This window comes from Gluconobacter morbifer G707, assembly GCF_000234355.1.
GTDB lineage: Bacteria > Pseudomonadota > Alphaproteobacteria > Acetobacterales > Acetobacteraceae > Gluconobacter > Gluconobacter morbifer.
In genome coordinates, this window is the sequence record NZ_AGQV01000013.1 from 104,866 (window position 1) to 125,366 (window position 20,501).

Annotated in this window: 20 protein-coding genes, 1 tRNA gene and 1 pseudogene; 13 read left to right on the forward strand and 9 right to left on the reverse strand. The window is 62.8% G+C overall.

Annotation, left to right across the window (positions count from 1 at the left end; all coding sequences use genetic code 11):
• The first annotated feature begins 165 nt into the window (after nt 1-165).
• Both GMO_RS14475 and GMO_RS12760 read left to right on the forward strand, forming a co-directional pair.
• Nucleotides 166-333: a hypothetical protein gene (locus GMO_RS14475; protein ID WP_008852856.1), complete on the forward strand. Its 168-nt coding sequence runs from the start codon at nt 166-168 to the stop codon at nt 331-333.
• Nucleotides 334-508: 175 nt separating this feature from the next.
• On the forward strand, nt 509-1,417 hold the full coding sequence (locus GMO_RS12760; RefSeq protein WP_008852857.1) for an NAD-dependent epimerase/dehydratase family protein: 909 nt from the start codon (nt 509-511) through the stop codon (nt 1,415-1,417).
• 4 nt (nt 1,418-1,421) lie between these two features.
• Here the strand turns inward: GMO_RS12760 and GMO_RS12765 are convergent, their stop codons facing one another.
• Complete coding sequence (locus GMO_RS12765) at nt 1,422-1,991, reverse strand: D-sedoheptulose 7-phosphate isomerase (protein ID WP_008852858.1); 570 nt, start codon at nt 1,989-1,991, stop codon at nt 1,422-1,424.
• A gap of 229 nt (nt 1,992-2,220) precedes the next feature.
• Between GMO_RS12765 and GMO_RS12770 the strand changes: the two genes are divergently transcribed.
• Entirely contained in the window at nt 2,221-3,027 is an 807-nt protein-coding gene (locus GMO_RS12770) for an MOSC domain-containing protein (RefSeq protein ID WP_008852859.1), read from the forward strand.
• A gap of 36 nt (nt 3,028-3,063) precedes the next feature.
• Nucleotides 3,064-4,803 carry a glycoside hydrolase family 13 protein gene (locus GMO_RS12775; protein WP_083813685.1) on the forward strand — a complete coding sequence of 580 codons (1,740 nt, stop codon included), beginning with the start codon at nt 3,064-3,066 and terminating at the stop codon, nt 4,801-4,803.
• Between the two features lie 14 nt (nt 4,804-4,817).
• On the opposite strand, the gene GMO_RS12780 is transcribed toward GMO_RS12775, so the two are convergent.
• Entirely contained in the window at nt 4,818-5,585 is a 768-nt protein-coding gene (locus GMO_RS12780; RefSeq protein WP_008852862.1) for a glucosamine-6-phosphate deaminase, read from the reverse strand.
• Between the two features lie 274 nt (nt 5,586-5,859).
• Between GMO_RS12780 and hpxZ the strand changes: the two genes are divergently transcribed.
• The 3 genes from hpxZ to GMO_RS12795 are packed head-to-tail and all read left to right on the forward strand — an operon-like array spanning nt 5,860 to nt 7,777.
• Nucleotides 5,860-6,243 (forward strand): oxalurate catabolism protein HpxZ, encoded by a 384-nt coding sequence (hpxZ, locus tag GMO_RS12785; protein WP_040509729.1) that lies wholly within the window; start codon nt 5,860-5,862, stop codon nt 6,241-6,243.
• A gap of 20 nt (nt 6,244-6,263) precedes the next feature.
• Nucleotides 6,264-6,443: an AtzG-like protein gene (locus tag GMO_RS12790; RefSeq protein ID WP_040509698.1), complete on the forward strand. Its 180-nt coding sequence runs from the start codon at nt 6,264-6,266 to the stop codon at nt 6,441-6,443.
• The gene (locus GMO_RS12795) at nt 6,440-7,777 is read left to right on the forward strand and encodes an AtzE family amidohydrolase (protein WP_008852866.1); all 1,338 of its coding nucleotides are present in this window, start codon (nt 6,440-6,442) and stop codon (nt 7,775-7,777) included. The genes GMO_RS12790 and GMO_RS12795 overlap by 4 nt, the downstream gene beginning before the upstream one ends.
• A gap of 62 nt (nt 7,778-7,839) precedes the next feature.
• Here the strand turns inward: GMO_RS12795 and GMO_RS12800 are convergent.
• The 5 genes and pseudogenes from GMO_RS12800 to GMO_RS12815 all read right to left on the reverse strand — a co-directional run.
• A pseudogene (locus GMO_RS12800) lies at nt 7,840-8,796 on the reverse strand (MFS transporter); the annotation flags it as partial.
• Nucleotides 8,727-9,011 (reverse strand): MFS transporter, encoded by a 285-nt coding sequence (locus GMO_RS14815; RefSeq protein ID WP_245528504.1) that lies wholly within the window; start codon nt 9,009-9,011, stop codon nt 8,727-8,729. The pseudogene GMO_RS12800 and the gene GMO_RS14815, both read right to left, overlap by 70 nt.
• A 27-nt stretch (nt 9,012-9,038) precedes the next feature.
• Nucleotides 9,039-10,340: a C4-dicarboxylate transporter DctA gene (locus tag GMO_RS12805; RefSeq protein WP_008852869.1), complete on the reverse strand. Its 1,302-nt coding sequence runs from the start codon at nt 10,338-10,340 to the stop codon at nt 9,039-9,041.
• A gap of 35 nt (nt 10,341-10,375) precedes the next feature.
• A complete protein-coding gene (locus GMO_RS12810) occupies nt 10,376-11,968 on the reverse strand; it encodes a gamma-glutamyltransferase family protein (protein WP_008852870.1) in 1,593 nt (530 codons plus the stop codon).
• A gap of 14 nt (nt 11,969-11,982) precedes the next feature.
• Complete coding sequence (locus GMO_RS12815) at nt 11,983-12,870, reverse strand: LysR family transcriptional regulator (protein WP_040509732.1); 888 nt, start codon at nt 12,868-12,870, stop codon at nt 11,983-11,985.
• A 104-nt stretch (nt 12,871-12,974) separates the two neighbouring features.
• On the opposite strand from GMO_RS12815, the gene GMO_RS12820 reads away from it, so the two are divergent.
• Together GMO_RS12820 and GMO_RS12825 are read left to right on the forward strand one after the other, a co-directional pair.
• Nucleotides 12,975-14,210, forward strand: coding sequence for an allantoate amidohydrolase (locus tag GMO_RS12820; RefSeq protein WP_008852872.1), 1,236 nt, complete (start codon nt 12,975-12,977; stop codon nt 14,208-14,210).
• Nucleotides 14,207-15,436: a pyridoxal-phosphate-dependent aminotransferase family protein gene (locus tag GMO_RS12825; RefSeq protein WP_008852873.1), complete on the forward strand. Its 1,230-nt coding sequence runs from the start codon at nt 14,207-14,209 to the stop codon at nt 15,434-15,436. The genes GMO_RS12820 and GMO_RS12825 overlap by 4 nt, the downstream gene beginning before the upstream one ends.
• A 33-nt stretch (nt 15,437-15,469) precedes the next feature.
• Here the strand turns inward: GMO_RS12825 and GMO_RS12830 are convergent, their stop codons facing one another.
• Nucleotides 15,470-15,919 (reverse strand): hypothetical protein, encoded by a 450-nt coding sequence (locus tag GMO_RS12830; protein ID WP_008852874.1) that lies wholly within the window; start codon nt 15,917-15,919, stop codon nt 15,470-15,472.
• A 75-nt stretch (nt 15,920-15,994) separates the two neighbouring features.
• Nucleotides 15,995-16,183 carry a hypothetical protein gene (locus GMO_RS12835; RefSeq protein WP_040509734.1) on the reverse strand — a complete coding sequence of 63 codons (189 nt, stop codon included), beginning with the start codon at nt 16,181-16,183 and terminating at the stop codon, nt 15,995-15,997.
• Between the two features lie 162 nt (nt 16,184-16,345).
• Here GMO_RS12835 and GMO_RS12840 point away from each other — a divergent pair.
• The 4 genes from GMO_RS12840 to GMO_RS12855 all read left to right on the forward strand — a co-directional run bounded on the left by GMO_RS12840 (nt 16,346) and on the right by GMO_RS12855 (nt 20,460).
• Nucleotides 16,346-16,421: transfer RNA gene (locus GMO_RS12840), tRNA-Thr, on the forward strand.
• Between the two features lie 264 nt (nt 16,422-16,685).
• Complete coding sequence (locus GMO_RS12845; protein ID WP_008852876.1) at nt 16,686-18,164, forward strand: paraquat-inducible protein A; 1,479 nt, start codon at nt 16,686-16,688, stop codon at nt 18,162-18,164.
• Nucleotides 18,161-19,843: a PqiB family protein gene (locus GMO_RS12850; RefSeq protein WP_008852877.1), complete on the forward strand. Its 1,683-nt coding sequence runs from the start codon at nt 18,161-18,163 to the stop codon at nt 19,841-19,843. The genes GMO_RS12845 and GMO_RS12850 overlap by 4 nt, the downstream gene beginning before the upstream one ends.
• 2 nt (nt 19,844-19,845) lie before the next feature.
• A complete protein-coding gene (locus GMO_RS12855; protein WP_040509701.1) occupies nt 19,846-20,460 on the forward strand; it encodes a PqiC family protein in 615 nt (204 codons plus the stop codon).
• Nucleotides 20,461-20,501: the final 41 nt, after the last annotated feature.

The following is a 20,501-nucleotide window of genomic DNA, read 5'->3' on the forward strand; positions in this document are numbered from 1 at the left end:
TGCCGCAGTAGAGCGGCCGACCCCGCAGGACCGGAGGAACAGCCGGAACTGCCCGATCAGGGGGGTGTCATTTCTCTGGAAAATTCCGGGAACAGGAAAGAACGCAACTTCTTCCAGATATGCATCGTTCAGCATCACTCGGTTTTATTTCATTGGAGTCGCCCCGTGCGCAAAACAGTTCTGCTTCTTCTGGCTCTGTCTTTTTCCTCGGTGACGCTGACGGCCTGTCATCAGCACCGGACCTTCGGTCAAAAGGTCCGCGATACCGTTGATCCGCCGAAGGGACCGGTAGAGAAGGCCGGACGCTCCATCGATCGTTCCATGGGGGACTGAGGCACTTCTAGGGCCTGCCCGAAGAGGCCATTCCCTTGCCCTGAAAAGGGTTCTGGACAACACTTGCCCCCTGGTTTCGGGCCAAGTGTTGTCCTGTCCCGACCTGTATGGAAGGGAGAAAGACCGTGCTGGCAGCCGCAGATGTCCTTGGATCCGGGCTTTCGGAGTGGGAAGAATGAGAATTCTTCTTACTGGCGTCGCGGGTTTTGTTGGACAGCACCTGAAAGCCCGTCTGGCCGCGCGCCGTCCTGATGATGTCATTCTTGAAGATCCGATGGATATTCGGGATCGTGCTGCTGTGGAGCGGTTTGTCCGGGATGAAAAACCCGAGGCCTGTATTCATCTCGCGGCCGTGTCTTCGGTAGAGCGCGCGCGGGCGGATACGAGCGGAGCCTGGACGGTCAATCTGGACGGAACGCTGATCCTTGCGGAAACTTTCGAGAAATACGCAAGGAATGCGCGTTTTCTGTACGTGTCTACGGCAGAAATTTATGGTTCGAGCTTCAGGACGGGAGAGCCTCTGGACGAAAAGGCCGTGATCTCGCCGGTCAATCCCTATGCCGCGAGCAAGGCAGCCGCCGACATGGCGATAGGGACACTGAGTGCGGAAGGGCTGCATGCCCTGCGGTTACGGTCTTTCAGCATTACCGGAACGGGCGAGGATCGCCACGCCATCGTGTCCTATCTGGCGGCACAGGTGGCGCGGATCGAGGCGAAGATGCAGCCGCCGGTCGTGACAGTGCGGGATCCGTCAGACGGGTTCGACATCATGGATGTCCGCGATGCGTGCGACGCTTATATCGATGCGCTCGAACCGGTGGAAACGCTTCCGGATGGGGCGGTTCTGAACGTCTGTACGGGGCGGACGCGGACCGTGCGGTCCATCTTACATGATCTTATGGCCGAGGCGGGGGTCAGCGCCTCGATCGAGAGCGACCCGTCAGTTCCGTGTCCGTCCGGTCTGGCCTCCATGCAGGGTAATCCCGATGCGACGATGCGGGCGCTGGGGTGGCGCCCGAAAGTGGACTGGAAGGAAACGGTGGCGGCGGCCCTGAACGACTGGCGGCTGCGGATCAGGGACTGAACGTTCAGCCTTCGCGCGGGCAGAGGGCGCGTTCCACCAGCGCGCAGACGATATGGGCGGCGGCGATATGCATCTGCTGGACCAGAGGGGTCCAGTCCGAAGGAACGCGCAGGGCGATGTCGGCATCTTCCAGATCAACGCCGTTGCCACCGAGGAAGACAACCGTGGTCAGCCCGCCGCGGCGGGCTTCCCTGAGCGCGTGGACGATGTTGGGGGAACGGCCCGAGGTCGTGATGCCGAGGAAGACGTCTCCCGGGCGGCCAAGCGCCGCAATCTGGCGGGAAAAGACATGCTCGAAGCCGTAATCGTTGCCGATGGCGGTCAGGCCGGAGGTGTCGGTCGTCAGGGCGATGCCGGCCAAGGGGCGACGGTCATACATCAGGCGGGAAGTGAATTCACCGGCGATGTGCTGTGCATCGGCGGCGCTGCCGCCATTGCCTGCGACCAGCAGTTTGCCGCTGTCCCGCAGGGCAGCGCAGACGGCAAGGGCGATTTCCTCCATATGCTGTGCGCAGGCTTCGTTTTCCGCGAATGCCGCCATCGTCTCGGCGGACCGGCGAAGATAGTCCTGCATGTAAAGACGTTCTTCGGCAGGCAGTCCGTTGGAGAGGTCGGTGGGTGTAGTGTGAGGCACGAGGGCGGAACTCCGCGAAAACTGGACAACAGATACGCGACGCATCGCCGCCGCGAACGATTGCCCCGAGACAGACGTGTTCCTGTCCGTCCTGTCAAGGGATGGAATGGCGTGTTGTGGGTCGGGGAACAGTTGAAAAAGAACATGCTTTTCCGGGAGGAGACCCCGAATGCTGCGGATTGAGTCGCTTCACAAGTATCCGGTGAAAAGCTGTCACCGGATTTCACCGGACCATCTGTCTTTCGAGCCCTGGGGCGCTGCCGGAGACCGGCAGTGGGGAGTGTTCGATCCGGATGGCGTGTTTCTCACGCAGCGGGCCCATCCGGTCATGGCGCGGATCGGCGTTCAGGTGGATGGGGCCGGGCTCGTGCTGCAATGCGCGGGTCAGTCCGATCTTGCCGTGGCTGTTCCTGCCGGGGCCGAGCGGTCCGTCCGGGTCTGGGGGGATGACATGCCGGCGGTGGATGCCGGGGAGGGGGCGGCGCACTGGCTCAGCCAGGTGATCGGTCATCCGTGCCGGCTGGCCTACATGGCCAGTCCGGCCACGGCACGCCCCCGGCTTTACGACGGGAACGGGTTTCATGTGTCCTTCGCGGATGAGTTCCCGGTGCTTGTCTGCACCACGGCGTCGCTGGCGGATCTGAACACGCATCTGGCCAGTCCGGTGCCCATGACGCGCTTTCGTCCCAATGTGGTGATCGCAGGCGCGGAACCTTGGGAGGAAGATAGCTGGACCCGCCTGCGGATCGGCACGGTTGAGCTACGGCTGGTCAAGCCCTGTCCGCGCTGCGGGGTGACGACAGTGGATCAGGAGAGCGGCGCGCTGCCCGATCGGCGGGAGCCGTTGCGGGCGCTGGCCGAGTTTCGGAAGCAGCCGGGGGGCGTCATGTTCGGGCAGAATGCGGTGGTGGATGTGCCGGGGATGATGCGGGTTGGAGATGAAGTGACGGTTCTGGAACGCAGGGCAGTGTCGTGACGTTCAGGGGGTGCCCCGTTCAGGAGGACTGTGTCCATGTCCGACGCATCGCAGACAGATACTCTTCAGACGAATGCTTCCCGAAAAGACGACCACCGGGATGATGATCCGGCTTTCGACCCCCGGTGGTGGAAGGAAGCGGTGGTCTATCAGGTCTATCCGCGGTCTTTCTGTGACAGCAACGGAGACGGGATCGGGGATCTGCCGGGGCTGACGTCGCGGCTGGATCATATCCGTTCGCTGGGGGTGCAGGTCATCTGGCTCTGTCCGCATTATGACACGCCCAATGTCGACGGGGGTTATGATGTGCGCGACTATCGGCGCATTGATCCGGCGCTGGGGACGATGGAGGATTTCGACCGGCTGATCAGCGCCATTCATGAGCGCGGCATGAAGCTGATCGTGGATCTGGTGGTCAATCATACCAGCGACCAGCATGAATGGTTCCGTCAGGCACGGTCCAGCCGGGATAGCCCTTACCGGGATTTCTACATCTGGCGTGACGGGCGCGGGGAAAACGAACCGCCCAACAATTTCGTTTCGGTTTTCGGGGGAGCAGCCTGGAGCCGGGACGAGGCGAGTGGCCAGTATTACCTGCATTATTTCACGCCGGCGCAGCCGGATCTGAACTGGGACAACCCGCAGGTCAGACAGGAGGTCCATGCCCTCATGCGGTTCTGGCTGGAGCGTGGGGTTTCCGGATTCCGGATGGATTCCATCTGTCTGATTTCAAAACCGGAAGGATTGCCGGATCTGACGCTAGCGGAGCTGGAAAATCCCGAGCGGATCTATGCGCGGGGGCCGCGTCTGCATGATTATCTGCGGGACATGAACCATGAGGTTCTGGCGCCACATGACTGCATGAGCATAGGGGAGGCCTTCGGGGTGTCCTATGCCGAGACGCCGGATTTCGTGGATGCGAGCCGGCATGAACTGGACATGCTCTTTCATTTCAACATCATCCGGGTCGGGCGGCATGACTGGCAGGTCCAGCAGTGGACGGTGCGGGAATTCAAGGCCCTGATGCGGGAGGAGGACACTTCCCCCGGGCCCGGAGGATGGACGACGACCTTTCTCGAAAACCATGACAACCCGCGTTCGGTCTCGTGGTTCGGGGATGATCGGCCTGAAATGGTCGCGGCTTCGGCCAGGGCGCTGGCGACGCTGATGCTGCTGCGGCGGGGGACGCCCTTTGTCTATCAGGGGGAAGAGATCGGGATGACCGATATTCCGTTCACGGGGGTTCAGGATTTCGAGGACGTTCATGCCCGGACGGTCTGGCATAATACGGTGGAAGCCGGGAAAGTGCCGGCAGAGGAGGTCCTGCCGCAGCTTGGACGCATCAGCCGGGACAATGCGCGGACCCCCATGCAGTGGGACGATGGCCCGCAGGCCGGGTTCACGACCGGGACGCCGTGGTTCCGGCTCAATCCCCGATACCGGGACATCAATGTCGCGCGGCAGGAGACGGACCCGTCATCGGTCCTGAACCATTACCGACGGCTGATCGCCCTGCGGGCGGCGCATCGCACGCTGATCTACGGGGATTTCGTGGATGTCGATCCGGATCATCCGTCCGTTATCGCGTTCACGCGCGGGCTGGAGGGGGAGCGGTTTCTGGTGCTGGTGAACCTCTGTTCCAGTCCGGTGCATTATATCCTGCCGCTTGGCCTGGAACTGGCGGAGGTTCTGATCGACAGCACAGGCGCGGCATTAAGGGACGTGTTGCCAGAACTGGCGCCATGGCAGGCGGGCGTTTACCGGCTGAAAAACTGAGACGTTCAGCGGAATCAGGCAGGGTGTTCGCAGGTCAGGGCGTCTTTTTCCCTGTGCCAGAGGGCGGCGGCGTCTTCATCGAGGATGACGGTGCAGTCCGGATGGAGATGGATGGCGGAGGCACAGTTCTCCCGCGTGACAGGGCCGAGCAGGGTCTGGGTGATGATGGGCGCTTTCTCCGTACCGACCGCGACGAGGACGAGTCTGCGGGCCTGAAGGATGGTGCCGAGACCCATGGTCAGGGCGCGGCGCGGAACATTCTGGGGATTGCCGCCGAAAAGGGGCGCGCGCTGGCGGCGGGTCACCGGGGTCAGGTGGACGAGGCGGGTGCGGCTGTCGAAATCCGCCGGGGCTTCGTTGAAGGCAATGTGACCGTTCAGTCCGATAGCAAGAAGCTGGATGCCGATGCCGCCAGCCTCCGTGATGGTTTCTTCAAAGGTGGCGCATTCTTCCGGGCGATGGGGATTGTTGCCGTCCAGAACGTGAATGTTCTCCGGAGGGATGTTCACGCGGCTGAAGAGGTCTTCCTGCATCCGGTAATGGCTGGAATGCGGATCATCGAGCCTCAGACCGACATATTCGTCCAGATTGAAGGTGCGGGTATGGGAGAAATCGAGCCCGTTTTCGGCGTGCTCCCGCGCGAGGCAGGCATAGATGGCTTCCACGGTATGGCCCGTTGCAAGGCCCAGCACGGGATTTTCGGCAGTGCGGATTTCATGGGCCAGAATGAGGGCGGCCTGCTGAAAAGCGGTCTTGCTGTCAGGTTCGATGATGACACGCATGGAGCCTCCTCTCTCTTTCCAGAGATGGGCCTGCTGCCTGATGGGCAGAACGGATCTGGAATACCGGCGCTGTCCGCAGGATGCTGGAAGGGGACGTCCATTTGACCTTCCTGTCCATCTGCATGTCATTCTTTCATGACTTTATGTGTCTGTTCAACCCTCTGGGCAGGGTTCGTCATGACGCCTCCGTGTGCCGGGGGATGCGCTGGACGGATCCGGCCGGAGAAGGCAGGGTCATGGCACTGAAGAGACCGACAGCAGGCCCGGAGATGATCTGATGCTGAATGATCCGCAGACCGTGGCGGAGGTGACTGCTTTGTCAGACCGATACGAAAAGGCGCTGGGCGAGAATGACCTGCCCATACTGGATGCGCTGTTTTATGACGGGCCGGAGACCGTGCGCTATGGCGTGGGGGAGAACCTCTATGGTTTCGATGAGATCCAGGCGTTCCGCAAACGTCGTCCGGGCGGTTCGCCGCCGCGTGATGTCCTCAGGCGGGTGGTGACGGCGATCGGAACGGATGTTGCGGTTGTGGATCTGGAGTTCCGGCGCAAAGGCGGGACGAAGACCGGGCGGCAGAGCCAGACATGGTTCCGCACGCCGCAGGGGTGGAAGATTCTGGCCGCGCATGTTTCTCTGATGGCCGATATGTCCTGATGTCTGACGGAGCAGAAGCGATGACCCCCATGGAAGATCCGGAAATCACGGCCCTTGCGGCTGCGAACAGGCTGACCATCGATCCGCGGTTTCATGAGGGCGTGCGCCAGAACCTGACGCTGCTGCGTTCCTATGCGGAACTGATCGAGGGATTGGATTTGCCGGAGCGGCTGGAACCGGCTTTCGAGTACGTGCCATGAGCGGTCTGACACGGCGTACGAACGACATTGCTTCGGCCGTCCGCATCGGAGCGCTGTCCGCTGTTGACCTGACGAAGGAGGTTCTGGCGGATCTCGCGGCGCGGGACGGGGCCTATAACTGTGTCACGCGCGTTCTGACGGACAGGGCGCTCCGGGCGGCGGCGAATGTGGACAGGGCGGTTAAGGAAGGACGCGATCCGGGGCTGTTGGCCGGGGTGCCGTTCGGGATCAAGGATCTGTTCGATGTGCGCGGGCAAGTGACGACGGCGGGCTCGAAAGTCTTGGCCGATAATCCGCCTGCGACGGAAGATGCCGTCCTGGTCGCGCGGCTGATCGCGGCCGGGGCCATTCCGGTGGCGCTGACGAACATGGATGAGTTCGCCTACGGTTTTGCGACAGATAACGCGCATCATGGCGTGACGCGCAATCCGCATGCGCCGGATCATCTGGCGGGCGGCTCGTCCGGCGGGTCCGCGGCGGGCGTGGCGGCGCGGCTGTTCTCACTGGGGCTGGGATCGGACACGAACGGATCGATCCGCGTCCCCGCGTCCCTGTGCGGGATCTGGGGACTGCGTGCCACGCAGGGGCGGCTACCCGTGAAGGGCAGTTATCCGTTCGTGGCCAGTCTCGACACGGTCGGCCCGTTCGGGGACAGCGCGTCCGGGCTGAAAACCTGCTTCGAGGCCCTTGCGGGGACGACGCTGGAGCCGGTGACGGTCGGGGAGCTGCGGATCGGACGGCTGGGCGGCTGGTTTGCGGAGAACATGTCGGCCCCGATGCAGGCGGCGATCGATGGTCTGGCGTCCGCGCTGAACGTTGAGCGCACGGTGGACGTGCCAGAAGTGGCGCGGGCGCGGGCCGCGGCGTTCGTCATCAGCGCGTCCGAAGGGGCGGGGCTGCATCTCGAACGTCTGCGGAGGCGGGCGCAGGATTACGATCCTGCCGTGCGGGACCGTCTGCTGGCTGGTGCGCTCCTTCCAGCCACGCTGATTTTCCAGGCGCACCGGTTGCGGAACTGGTTCCGGGCGCGGATGCACGAGGCTTTTTCCGATACGGATATTCTCATTGCGCCCGCCGTGGTGGGGGAAAGCCCGCGTTTCGATCAGCCACTGATTGAGGTCGGAGGAGAAAAAGTATCGGCGCGGGCCAATCTGGGGTTTTATACGCAACCGCTGACGCTGGCCGGTTTCCCGGTTCTGACCGTGCCGCTGGATGTTCCGGGGCTTCCGCTCGGAGCGCAGCTTGTGGCCCGTCCGGGGCGGGAAGACCAGCTTTTCGCGCTGGGTGAGGCGCTGGAGCAGCGGGGAATCGCCCGCGCCCGTCTGGTGGTCTGACGCCGGGCGCTCCGGTCAAGGCGCGGTGGGACTGGTGGTCTCCCGCATGACATGGGACGCAGGACCATCAGGGCGAGGGCTGCCGTCAGGAGATCGCCTCCGATGGCGCAGGCAAAGACGGGGTGCCAGCTTCCCAACCGCTGATGAAGCCAGGCGGCAAGCGGTCCGCCGAGGACTGCGCCCACGCCTTGCGCGATGTAGAGGAAGCCGTAATTGCGGGCTGCGTCACGCGGACCGAACGTGTCCGTCAGGGTAGCGGGGAAGAGGGAAAAGATCTCGCCCCAGCCGAGGAACACCACGCCGGAGAGCAGGACAAAGGCCACCGGGTGATGGACCAGTGCAAGCCAGCCACCGAGGGCTAAAGCTTCAAGAGTGAAGGCGGCGGCCATGGTGGTTTCCCGTCCCGCCCGGTCGGATATCCAGCCGAAAAGGGGGCGCGTGAGGCCATTGGCGATCCGGTCCAGCGTCATGGCCAGTGGTAGTGACGCGAGACCGAACACCAGGACATGGGCCACGCCGAAATCCTGTGCGATCTGTGCAAGCTGGGATGTGGCCATCAGACCCATCATCAGGAACATCACCCAGAAGATGGGGTGACGCAGGGTGGCGGCGGTCGGCGTGCCGGGCAGGGGGAGTGTGGTCCGTGACCGTGGGGCAGGGGCGAGAAACCACGTCGCGGTCAGGCCGCTCGCCATGATCAGCAGGCCGAACAGGGTCAGCGTCGGACGCCATCCGGCCAGCGCCAGCATGTGCGCGATGGGGAAGGTCGTCACCATTGCGCCCATACCGTAGCCGGAGGCGGCGAGACCAGCCGCCAGACCGCGCCGGTCAGGAAACCAGTCCATCAGCAGGGCGACCACACCGACATAAACGATCCCGGTTCCAATGCCGCCCAGGACGCCATAGGTCAGGGACAGTCCTGCGAGGGTGTGGACAGGGCGGCGGTGAGCTAGCTTGCGCCCGTCAGGATCACGCCGGTTCCGATCAGGGGGCGGGGCGGAACATGCCGTCCGATCCAGCCCTGAACGGGAGAGAAGAGCGTTTGCAGAACGATCAGGAGTGAGAACGTGATCTGGAGTGCGGGCGGAGTGAGGTGCAGATCCGTGCGCAGGGCGGGCGTGAACAGCGTCCAGACATACTGGGGGGAGGACACCGCCACCATGCACATCAGTCCGGCCAGCATCTGTGTCCGGCGGCGGCTGGGCGGGGAACTGGAGGCTGTCCGGATTGTCATGGGCGATCCTGAAGGGGCTGTGTTTTCCTATCGTCCCGTTCCGGGATCATCTGTTCGGTGAAGGGTGAGTTCCTGTCGCATCCGGTCACGGTCGAGGCGCTTTTCCCATGCTGCGATGATGACGGGAGCGACGCAGTTGCCTGCGAAATTGCCGACGGCGCGTGCGATGCCGATGAACCAGTCCACCGCCAGAAGCATGACGATGCTGGCTACCGGAATGGATGGAACGGCCCCCAGCGTGGCCGCGAGAATGACAAGACCAACCCCGGGAACGCCATGAGCACCCTTTGAGGTGACGAGCGCGGTGGCCAGCAGGGTGATGATCTGCCAGGCGGTGAGGTGGGTGCCGGTGGCGTTGGCGAGGAAGATCACGGCAAGGCCAAGATAGATCGACAGGGCGTCCAGATTGAAGGAATATCCAGCAGGCACCATGATCCCGACTGTCTGGCGGTCTAGGCCCAGGCGTTCGAGCTTGGCCATCAGGCTGGGCAGGACGGCATCCGATGAGGTGGTGGTCGCGACGATCAGGGTTTCTTCCTGAAAATATTGGGCGAAGCGCAGCGGGCTTACGCCGCAGAGCTTCAGCCCCCCGCCAAGTGCACAGACGATAAACAGTCCGACCAGAATGAAATACAGGAGCGTAACGCCGGCCAGATGACCGATGGTGTTGAGGCCGTAACGGGCCGTAGTGGAAACCATGGCGCCGAAAACGGCCAGAGGCGCAAGACGGGTAATGACCCGCATCATGCTGCTGAACAGGTCGGACACGCTTTCGAGCAGGTGAACGATCGGAGCGCCTTTTTCGCCCATGTAAGTCAGGCAGCATCCCGTGAAGATGGCGAAAAACAGGATCTGGAGGACGTTACCCTGCGCGAAGGCGGCTGTGGGAGTCACAGGGACGATGGAGAGCAGGAAACCGCTGATACCGCTATCGCGCAGGGTGCGGGCGCTGTTGCCGTATGACGTGGCCATGTGCATGTCTTCGGCGGTTGGCGTGAAGTGGATGCCGCTGCCAACGTGCAGCAGCATGGCCAGCGCAACGGAGAAGCCGAGCGCCACTGTCGTCATGGCTTCGAAATAGAGCAGGGCGCGCGCGCCGAGCCGGCCGACGGTTTTCAGGGATCCCGCGCCGATGATGCCCAGCGTGACGATGCAGAACAGAAGCGGACCCACGGCCATGACGATCAGCCGCATGAAGAGGGCCGGCATCCATTGCGTGTCCGCTGCGAGGGAGGGGATGAAGATCCCTCCGGCCAGACCGAGAAGGGTGGCGGCAACAACCTGTGTGAAAAGCCCGATGGTCGGTCTGCCTGAGGGGATGGTGGTCATGCGGCTGTCCTCATGGTCCGGGAGGCTGGTGCGGATTACCAGGTGGCGACGCCTCCATCGCTTCGGGGGTCGGTTGCGCCTTCGAGGCGGCCGTCCGGAAGGCGGATGATGGCGCCGGCATGCCCCATCACGATTGATCGTTCCGGCAGTTCCTCGATTGTGTGGCCGGCAGCGTGCAGGGCTGCAAGCGTGTCTGCAGGGAAGCCGGGCTCCAGCTTCAGGGAGAGGCTGTTTTCACCCCATGTACGACCGAGGAGCCAGCGCGGGCGGCAGATGGCCTCCTGTAACGGTACGCCATACTGGACGTGGCGGGTGAAGACGGCGGCCTGCGTCTGGGGCTGGCCCTCGCCGCCCATGGTGCCATAGACCATGACCCGGCCGTCTTTGAGGCGGGCAGCAGCAGGATTGAGCGTGTGGAAGGGTTTGGCGCCTGCAGTCAGGCAGTTCCAGCCGCTTGTCGCCAGACGGAAGGATGAGCCGCGGTTCTGCCAGAGAAGACCGCTCCCTGGTAGCATGACGCCGGAGCCGAATTCGAAATACAGGCTCTGGATCATGCTGACCGCCATGCCGTTCCGGTCGATCGCGCCCATCCATGTCGTGTCGCCCCACTGGGTTTCTTCCGTCCAGGGGCGGGCCTGCGTCATGGAGATGCGTTCCGCCATGGCGTCCAGCGCCGTAGGGTCGGCCAGCAGGTCGCGGATGCGGCCTTCCGCGTGCTCCCGGCCGTCGATTTCGCGGTTGCGATACAGGAAGGCCTGCTTGGTGGCTTCGATCAGACCATGCAGGTGTTCGAAGGTTTCCGGGTGTGCGGCGTGTGGAAGGCGGTCGTAGAGGGCGAGCAGCAGCAGGGCTGCGCCACCCTGTGTGGGAGGGGCGGTGTTGTAGAGGCGGCCCCATGATGTCTCGACATGCAGGGGCGTATGCAGGTTTGCGCGGTGAGACAGAAAATCGACCGGGCGCAGGGGGCTTCCAGCGGCTTCGAGATCGGCGGCAATCAGACGGGCCAGTGAGCCGTCATAGAAGCTGTCCAGCCCGTCACGGGCGAGGGTGCGCAGGGTTGCGGCCAGCTGAGGGGAGGTCTGGATGCTGCCTTCCTTCAGGGCCGTTCCGGTCAGGAAGCAGGCTTGGGAGAATGTTTCGTTACCGGAGAGTTCCAGATGCTTCTCGGTCAGAAGAGCGGCTTCACTCGCGGAGACGATGCGCCCGTTTTCGGCATAATGGATGGCGTCTTCGAGCAGACGGTCAAGGGGAAGGCGAGGCTGGGAACGCGCGCTTTCCTCCAGCGCGCGTTCCCAGCCGGAGACGGTCCCCGCCATGGTGTTGGCGGCCAGGCCGCCGCGCCATGGGATGGTCGTATGTCCAGCTGCGGTATAGAGCTCATGCGTGGCGCCGGTGGCCAGCGCGCCGCACGCATCGATGGCGATGGTGCGTCCGTCGGGATAGGAGATCAGCCAGAACGCATCCCCGCCGAGCCCGGTCATGTGAGGATAGACCACAGCCAGGGTGGACGCTGTGGCGATGATGGCCTCGATTGCGGTGCCGCCCTCCTTCAGCACCGCCAGACCGGCCTGACTGGCAAGGTGATGGGGCGAGGTGACCATGCCCTGAAGGGCGCTCGGCGTTTGCATGGAGAGCCTTTCGGTCAGGGGGTCGTCAGGAAATCGGGCCGTGAGCGGCTGATATGGGCGCAGAGGGTCTGGATCAGCAGGTCTTCGGGGCCTTGCGGCACATGCTGCTGGGTGGAGGCAATGAATTCCACGGGGGGCATGACGGGCAGAGTGTTATCCAGGCATGGCGTGATGTGTTCCGCATTTTCGAGGAAGGCAGGCTGGGGCGTGACGCCATATCCCGCACGGACGGCGGCAAGAATTGCGATCAGGCTGTCGCTGGTGAAAGCCAGGTGCCACGGCTGGCCCGCGCGGTTAAGGGTTTCAATGGCCAGCCTGCGTGTCAGGCTGCCATCGGGGAACGTCACGAGGGGGATGGAGTCCCGTGCGGTGAGGGTCGTGCCCTCGGAGGCGAACCAGCGCAGGTCTTCCGTCCAGAGCCTGCGGCCTACGGTTTCGGAGGAACGCCGCATGCCGCAGAACAGATCGATTTCATTCTGCTCAAGAAGCCGCATGAGATGAAAACTCAGCCCGGAAATCAGGGTGACCTGCAGGGTCGGATGCGATGCGCGGAATGTACCCAAGATTTCGGGAAAGCGGGTCAGGAGCAGATCTTCCGTCACGCCGACGCGGATGCTCCCGCGCGGGGAGCCGCTGCGGAAATGGGACAGAATGTTGTCTTCGCAGTGCAGGAAGCCACGGGCCAGACCGATCAGGGTCATGCCGTCTTCCGTCAGGCGGACGCTTTTGGTGCTCCGTGCCAGAAGGCGTGTACCAAGCTGTTCCTCCAGCCGGCTGACATGCTGGCTGATGGTGGACTGGCTGACCCCCTGCTTCTGGGCGGCTGACGTGAAATGGAGTGTTTCGGCGACGGCCAGAAAGGACTGGAGGTGGAACGGATCAAGATGCAAGTGATCTTTCATGCGAATATGTGGGACCAGTTTTATCGGAAGGTCAACTTGATCTGTCATCGTTATGAGCGCACAGTTCCATTCAGAGCATTTTGACCCGCCGGACAGGAGCCACAATGATCGCCCATGGAGCCAGGGCCGTAGAACGGTGCCGTATTCTTGCGAAGACTCCCTTCAGCGAGACGGAAGGCAGCCTGTTCCGGTTCTGGCTCGGTCCGGCTTACCGTCGTACTGTGGACCAGGTCGGCCTCTGGATGGAAGAGGCTGGCATGTCCGTGCGGATGGACGCCACGGGCAGTCTGGTCGGGCGGTATGAAGGAACACATGCGGGTTCTCCAGCCGTGATGATCGGCTCTCACCTCGATACGGTCCGCAATGGCGGGGCATTTGACGGCAATCTGGGCGTCATGCTCGGGATCGAGACGGTTTCCGCGCTGCATGAGGCCGGGGTGCGCCTGCCATTCGCGGTGGAGGTGATGGGCTTCGGGGATGAGGAAGGTTCACGTTTTCCGGCGCCGATGATGTGCTCCCGGGCCATGGCGGCCCTGATCGACACGGTGCCCGACGGTATCCGCGATGGCGTGGGCCAGAGCGTGGCGGAGGCGATGGAGGCTTTCGGGCTGGACCCGGCGCGGCTGAAGGACGCGCGGCGGAAGCCCGGCGAGCTGCTGGCTTTTATCGAACCCCATATCGAACAGGGACCGTGCATCGAGGCCGGGGACGGGGAACTGGGGGTCGTGACGGCCATTGCGGCCCAGACGCGCCAGCGCGTGGTGGTGCGGGGGCAGTCCGATCATGCCGGAACGACGCCGATGATCCTGCGCCGGGATGCCCTGGCCGGGGCGGCGGAAATGATTCTGGCCGTGGAGCATATCGGCGCGGCGGGCGGGTCCGATCATGTGGCGACGGTGGGTCAGATGCACATCGTGCCCAACACATCCAATGTCATTCCCGGAGAGGTCTGGTTCTCGCTGGACATGCGGGCCGCGACGGATGAGGCGCGGGACCGGATGGCCGAAGAGATCCGCGAGGATATCCGCCGGATTGCCGCCAACCGGGAGTTGGATGTCTCCTTCGAGGCGACGCAGCTTCTGCCCGCCGCGGCCTGCACGCCCGGACTTGTGGACCGGCTCGCCCGGGTTATCGCGGATGTGACCGGAAAGCCGGCACAGCGTGTTCTCAGCGGCGCGGGGCATGATGCGATGGCAATGGTCGGGCTGTGCCCGATGGCGATGATGTTCATCCGCAGTCCCGGTGGCCTCAGCCATCACCCTGATGAGACGGTGCGCGTTCAGGATGTCGAACTGGCGCACCGTGCCCTGCTAGCCTTCGTCAAGGAGTTCCAGTCATGAGTTCGTCTTTCGCGCAGCTTGATCCGCCCGTCCGTCTCCTGATGGGGGCGGGGCCGGTCAATGTCCATCCGCGTGTCCTGCGCGCCATGGAGGCCGATGTCATCGGGCAGATGGACCCGGAAATGACGGCATACATGGATGAGGTCATGGCGCTTTACCGGCAGGTTTTCCGAACGGAAAACAGACAGACGCTGCTGGTCAACGGGTCGGCCCGGGCCGCCATCGAGGCGGCGCTCGTATCGGTCGTTACGCCGGGCATGAAGGTCGTTATCCCACGGATCGGCCGTTTTGGGCTCCTGCTGACAGAAATCGTGCGGCGGTGTCAGGGTGTACCGGTTACGGTGGACGTGCCGTGGGGAGAGGTCGTCGATCCGGCGCGGATCGAGGCAGCCATCATCGAGCATCGTCCCGGCCTCGTAGCGGCGGTTCATGGCGATACCTCCACGACGACGGCCCAGCCGCTGGAAAAGATCGGAGCCATCTGCCGCCGGCATGATGTGCTTTTTTACGTCGATGCAACCGCGACGCTGGGCGGCATGAAATTCGAGACGGATGTCTGGAACATCGACATCGCGACGGCGGGTCTCCAGAAATGCCTGTCCGGACCGCCGGGTTCGGCGCCCATCACGATTTCGGACCGGGCCGTGGAGGCCATTCTCAGGCGCCGTCACGATGAAGCCGGGATTGTCACCGGGCAGCCGCAGGGCGATGGCCCGGTCATCCAGTCGAACTATTTCGACCTTGCCATGCTCATGAACTACTGGTCGCCCGCGCGGATGAATCATCATACGGAAGCGACATCCATGCTCTATGCCTCACGCGAGGTGGCGCGGATCGTGGTGGAAGAAGGCCTCGAGGCCCGATGGGAGCGCCATACCCGCGCCAGCCGCGCCATGACGGCGGGTATCCGGGCCATGGGGCTGAAAGTTTATGGTGAAGACGCCACGCGCATGTCCAATGTGACGGGTGTGTGGGTGCCGGACGGTGTGGATAATGCCAGGGTGCGTGAACTGATGCGCCGGGATTTCGAGATCGAGATCGTCTCGTCCTTTGGCCCGCTGACGGGGAAGATCTGGCGAATTGGCGCCATGGGAATCAATGCCCAGAAGCCCCGCGTTCTGACCACTCTGGCCGCGTTCGAGACGGTTCTGGCCGGCGAGGGCGTGAAGATTGCGCGTGGATCTGGCGTCGATGCGGCGCGCGCGGCATGGGATTCGGCCATCTGAGCACAGGACCGGCAGGGGAAACGGACGTTTCCCTCAGCCGCTTCCGCTGGAATCCGGCTGGACGATCATGATCTCCGCTGCCAGCAGGAGGCAGAAGATGGCAGTAACGTGGAAGCCCGCCCAGAGACGGAGGGTATAACCCTGACGGTATCCGGCATGGAGGAGGCAGGCCTCTCCCATGCTCCAGGACAGGATCGCTACGACCAGAAGCCGGAGTGGCATCAGGATCCAGAACGGCGTCAGCCCTAGGGACAGGGCCTGTGCCAGCCACCAGGAACTCCCGGCCAGAAGGATGACGGACAGGCCCGTCATCCAGAGGGACTGCCGGAACACCCGATGGAAGACAGGACGCCCGCCGGCGGGACCATCCTGCTTCCAGGCCCGGGCGACGACCCAGCCCGTAAAGCAGGCTGTGCCGATCGTCAGGAATGCGCCCAGAGCGTGCAGGGCCGTCATGAATGTGATGAGGGAAGCGCTGGGCACGGGGTCCTGTTTTCTGTCGCTGCACTGTCTCAGGGCAGCATACAGGTCTGGTCGTCCTGTTCCAGATGGGGATTATCAACCGTGTCCGGGTTTCTTGCGGCCTGATCCGCTCTTTTTGCCGCCGCCGGTTTCCTTGTTGACGGTCGCCCAGGCGCGGCGTTCGGCTTCCGTGTCGGAGACGCCACGTTTCTCGTAGCTTTCCTCGATATGTTCGGCCTGGCGTTTCTGTTTGTCTGTATAGGCTGATTTGTCTCCGCGTGGCATGATGATGCCCTCCAAGCAAAGGTGACGCACGTTCTTACGTCAGGCCGCAGGGAATGTTCCGCGCGATGTAGAAAGAGGCGTTTCAGACTGGTGTGATTTTGCATCTTTGGGGGTTGCCAAGGGCGGGGAGGTCCGTTAGAACGCGCCCACCTCGATGGATGCGCCGGTGTAGCTCAGCTGGTAGAGCACGTCATTCGTAATGATGGGGTCGGGAGTTCGAATCTCTTCACCGGCACCATCGGGGTTTCTCCGAAAAATCGAAGATCATTGCATATACCAGACTCTTGTCTGGAGTCGCGACTGTGCCGTGCGTGAAGAAAAAGCGTTCGTTTTTTCTCGAAAATGCAATATCTTTGTAAAACTTCCTGCTTCCTTACCCCTCTGCCTCTGGGCAATAAGCCCCCGATAGGGTTACGATACAGGCGATCACCCTGATGCGTAGGGCTTTCTGCTTGCGGTCATACTGTTATGTCGTGGCTCCGTGCATCAGGTAAGGAGCCTCATGTCTGACCGTTTTCACAAGCGACTGTGGCGGAACGCCGTCAGCTTCAACCAGAGCCAGGAACCCCATGCGTCCCTGCATGTGGTAGAGGGGCTCCGGGAATGTCCGACTTGTGGTCTTTTCCAGCATGTTCCCCGGATGCAGCCCGGTTTTCTGGCGGAGTGCCGCCGGTGTGGCGGCCGTCTCGCCCGAAGGCGCAAGACGGCGGTGATCGCTGCGCCGGCGGCATTCTGCGTGGCATCTGCCGCACTTTATCTGGCTCTTCTCATCAGTTCCCTCATGACGCTGAACGTTTTCGGGCGTGAGCGCACGGTTGCGCTGATCAGTGGCCCCATCGAACTGGGGCATCAGGGATATGGTGCGATCGGGCTGCTGGTGGCGGTGGTGACGATCGGCATGCCCGGTGCGGTGATCGGGCTGATGGGGGCCATCCTTTACGGCGCTTCCCGTCCCCATATGCCCGACTGGACCCCGCGTCTCATGACCTGGTACGACCGGCTGCGCGGCTGGTCGATGGTCGAAGTCTATGTGCTGGGCGTGCTGGTGGCCTACACCAAGCTGGTCGATCTGGCGCTGGTGAAGCTGCAGCCTGGGGTGTTCCTGCTGGGCGCGCTGATGCTGACTATGGCCGCAGTTGATTCCACCTTCGATGAGGAACTGATCTGGCGCAGCCGTGACATCCGCCAGGCGATGGATGACCATCACGGACAGATCCGCGATGTCGCGCATCTCGACTGCCGTGACGATGACATGCCGCCGGTCGAGCACATGCTGTCCTGCCATGCCTGTCATCTCGTGGTGGCATTCGATCATCCCGTCCCGCAGGAAGAAGACATGGGGGACTGCCCGCGCTGTGACCAGATCCTGCGCAGGCGCAAGCCACAGAGCCTGTCCTCGGCGACCTGCCTGCTTGTGGCTTCGATCGTGTTCTATCTGCCGGCCAACCTGATGCCGGTCATGACCTATACACGGGTGGGACACGGGGAGCCGAGCACCATCATCAGAGGGGTCATCGAACTGTGGCAGGCGGGGATGATTCCCCTGTCGCTTCTGGTGTTGTTCGCCAGTATTACGGTGCCGGTGCTGAAGATCGTGGCCCTGACGATCATGCTCATCACGACGCGCCTGCGGCTCGACAGACATCTGGGGAAGCTGGCAAAGCTTTACCGGCTTGTCGTCATCATCGGGCGCTGGTCCATGATCGACGTCTTCATGATTTCGATCCTCGTGGCCGTTGTCCATTTCGGGTTTCTGGCCAATGTGACGGCCGATCCCGGCATGGTCTGCTTCGCACTCGTGGTAATCCTGACCATTTTTGCTGCTGATATGTTTGATCCGCGCGGCATGTGGGATGCGGCGGGCCTGAACGGGGCCGTGCCGAGTGCTGCGAGCGGCAATCGCGTCCCTGAGACGCCGAAAGGGGACGGAATGCCACATTCTTCTTCCGATAATAACGACATGGAGCCTGAACGCGCGTGAGCGATTCCCGATACAATGACGGGGACCAGCCGGCCTCGCCGCAGGAAGCACCGGTCCGCCGGACCCGCTTTTCCCTTATCCTGCTAATTCCCGTTCTGGCCATCCTGATTGCGGGGTGGCTGGCCTGGGAGCATTTCGCCACGCGCGGGCCCACGATCGTCATCTCCTTTGAGACCGCGGATGGCCTGACCCCGGGCCAGACGCAGGTGAAGAACAAGGCCGTGACGCTTGGAACTGTTCAGGACATCAACCTGAGCGACGATATGCATCATGTCGACGTGACAGTGCAGATGAATGCCAACAGCGCCCATACGCTGACGGACCATACGCGCTTCTGGGTCGTGCGGCCCCGGATCAATGGTGCCAGCATCACCGGTCTCGAAACCCTGATTTCCGGAGCTTACATCGCCCTCGACGCCGGGTCATCGGACGGCCATTACCAGACCCGGTTCAAGGGGCTTGAGTCTCCTCCGGGCGTGCGGTCGGATCAGCCGGGTTCGACGTTCTGGCTGGTCTCTCCCTCGCTGGGGTCGCTTGGCCCGGGATCGCCGGTCTTCTTCCGGGATCTGGCCGTGGGCGAGGTGATTGGATACACCATGCCGCAGGGTGGTGCGGGACCGATCGTCATACAGACCTTCGTCAAGGAGCCGTACGACCACTATCTTCGGACGGACAGCCGGTTCTGGAATGTGTCGGGTGTGCAGGTCGGGCTTGGAGCCGGTGGCCTCAAGGTCCAGCTGAAATCCCTCCAGGCGCTTTTCTCTGGCGGGGTGGCGTTTGGTCTTCCCGAGCGCCGGCGGACCGTTCTGGCGCCGGTTGCTTCGCCCAATACCGTGTTCAAGCTGTACGGAAGCGAAGCAGATGCCTACAGCGCCCGGTATCACAAGCGGCTGAGTGTCGTGACGTATATCAACTCTTCCGTGCAGGGTCTGACCGAGGGAAGTCAGGTGACCATGTTCGGGATGCAGATCGGGACCGTGACGGGGGTGAAGCTGATGATGGAATCGCCCAACCGTCCGCCGCGTGTGCGTGTGGAAATGCAGATCGAGCCCGAGCGCATGAAGCCTGACTGGAACGATGCGATCGACAGCAGCCGGATGGAGCCGGTGGCCAGCTATCTGCGGGCCTATGTGGCTGACGGGATGCGGGCGTCCGTGCAGAGTGCCAGCTTCCTGACGGGTGAATCCCTGATCGCACTCCAGTTCGTGAAAAAGGCGGCCCCGGCAGAACTGATGTATGAGGGAGACATTGCGGTTCTCCCCAGTCAGGCAGGCGGCATGGAAGGGATCATGGAATCGCTTTCGACCGTCAGCGACAAGATTGCCGCGATGCCGCTGACGCAGATCGGCGATCATCTGGACGATCTTCTCGCCCATGCGGACAACCGTCTGAACAGCCCCGAGGTGAAACAGGCGATCGTGGCGCTGCGTGATTCCCTGCAGAACCTGAGCAAGCTGACGAAGAACGCCGACCAGCATCTTCCTGCGCTCATGAAATCGCTCCAGGGGACGCTCTCCAACGCGCAGACCCTGCTGGGCGCCTATGGTGGCGATACCGATTTCCATCGCAATCTTGAGGGCATGATTGTCCAGCTGACGCAGATGTCCCGGTCCCTGCGCTTCCTGACGGACTATCTTGACCATCATCCTTCCGCACTACTGACCGGACGCAGGAACTGATCATGACCCATTCTTCGCCTTCCCGTTTTCGCAGGCTGTCTCTGGGGTGTGTGCTGGGTCTGACGGGTCTTCTGGCCGGGTGCAGCAGCGATCCGACGCTCTATACGCTGGCGCCCCTGCCCGGGGTGTCACAGGCCGGTGGACCCACTGTGGTGGAGGTGCGCACGCCGGTTGTGGCAGCGCGTCTCGACCGGGACAGCATCGTGCGGGCCAATGATGACTACCAGATGAAGCTGGTGTCCGGTGGAAGCTGGAGCGAGGCGCTGCCGGAGATGATCAATCACACCCTGACGACCGATCTGGCGCAGCGTCTCCCCGGAACGACGGTATTTTCCCAGAACGATGCCGTTTCAACGACGCCCAGGGCCTATGTCGAGCTGACGATAAGGAATTTCGAAGCCGATTCGGCCGGACATGTTCTGGTGACCGGGTCGCTGGCGGTGCATCCCGCCGGGACGATGATCAGCCCCGTCATGACGGGACCGATTGTGTGGCAGTCTTCGGATGTGGTGGGAACGGATACCCGCAAGTTGGTCCAGGATCTCAGTCAGGGCGTGGCCAGCATTGCCGATCAGGCTGCCGCAAAGCTGCGCATACTGCCTCCGCCGGTGGAGTGAGGGCAAGGAATGTGGCCATAAAAAAAGCTCCCGCAAGGGAG

Coding starts and splice junctions, on each gene's coding strand:
- GMO_RS12845 (WP_008852876.1), top strand. CDS start 16,686: ATGTCTGACCGTTTTCACAAGCGACTGTGGCGGAACGCCGTCAGCTTC.
- GMO_RS12760 (WP_008852857.1), top strand. CDS start 509: ATGAGAATTCTTCTTACTGGCGTCGCGGGTTTTGTTGGACAGCACCTG.
- GMO_RS12790 (WP_040509698.1), top strand. CDS start 6,264: ATGACCCCCATGGAAGATCCGGAAATCACGGCCCTTGCGGCTGCGAAC.
- GMO_RS12820 (WP_008852872.1), top strand. CDS start 12,975: ATGATCGCCCATGGAGCCAGGGCCGTAGAACGGTGCCGTATTCTTGCG.
- GMO_RS12780 (WP_008852862.1), bottom strand. CDS start 5,585: ATGCGTGTCATCATCGAACCTGACAGCAAGACCGCTTTTCAGCAGGCC.
- GMO_RS12815 (WP_040509732.1), bottom strand. CDS start 12,870: ATGAAAGATCACTTGCATCTTGATCCGTTCCACCTCCAGTCCTTTCTG.
- GMO_RS12825 (WP_008852873.1), top strand. CDS start 14,207: ATGAGTTCGTCTTTCGCGCAGCTTGATCCGCCCGTCCGTCTCCTGATG.
- GMO_RS12765 (WP_008852858.1), bottom strand. CDS start 1,991: ATGCAGGACTATCTTCGCCGGTCCGCCGAGACGATGGCGGCATTCGCG.
- GMO_RS12810 (WP_008852870.1), bottom strand. CDS start 11,968: ATGCAAACGCCGAGCGCCCTTCAGGGCATGGTCACCTCGCCCCATCAC.
- GMO_RS12855 (WP_040509701.1), top strand. CDS start 19,846: ATGACCCATTCTTCGCCTTCCCGTTTTCGCAGGCTGTCTCTGGGGTGT.
- GMO_RS12775 (WP_083813685.1), top strand. CDS start 3,064: ATGTCCGACGCATCGCAGACAGATACTCTTCAGACGAATGCTTCCCGA.
- GMO_RS12805 (WP_008852869.1), bottom strand. CDS start 10,340: ATGACCACCATCCCCTCAGGCAGACCGACCATCGGGCTTTTCACACAG.
- GMO_RS12795 (WP_008852866.1), top strand. CDS start 6,440: ATGAGCGGTCTGACACGGCGTACGAACGACATTGCTTCGGCCGTCCGC.
- GMO_RS14815 (WP_245528504.1), bottom strand. CDS start 9,011: ATGACAATCCGGACAGCCTCCAGTTCCCCGCCCAGCCGCCGCCGGACA.
- GMO_RS12835 (WP_040509734.1), bottom strand. CDS start 16,183: ATGCCACGCGGAGACAAATCAGCCTATACAGACAAACAGAAACGCCAG.
- GMO_RS12770 (WP_008852859.1), top strand. CDS start 2,221: ATGCTGCGGATTGAGTCGCTTCACAAGTATCCGGTGAAAAGCTGTCAC.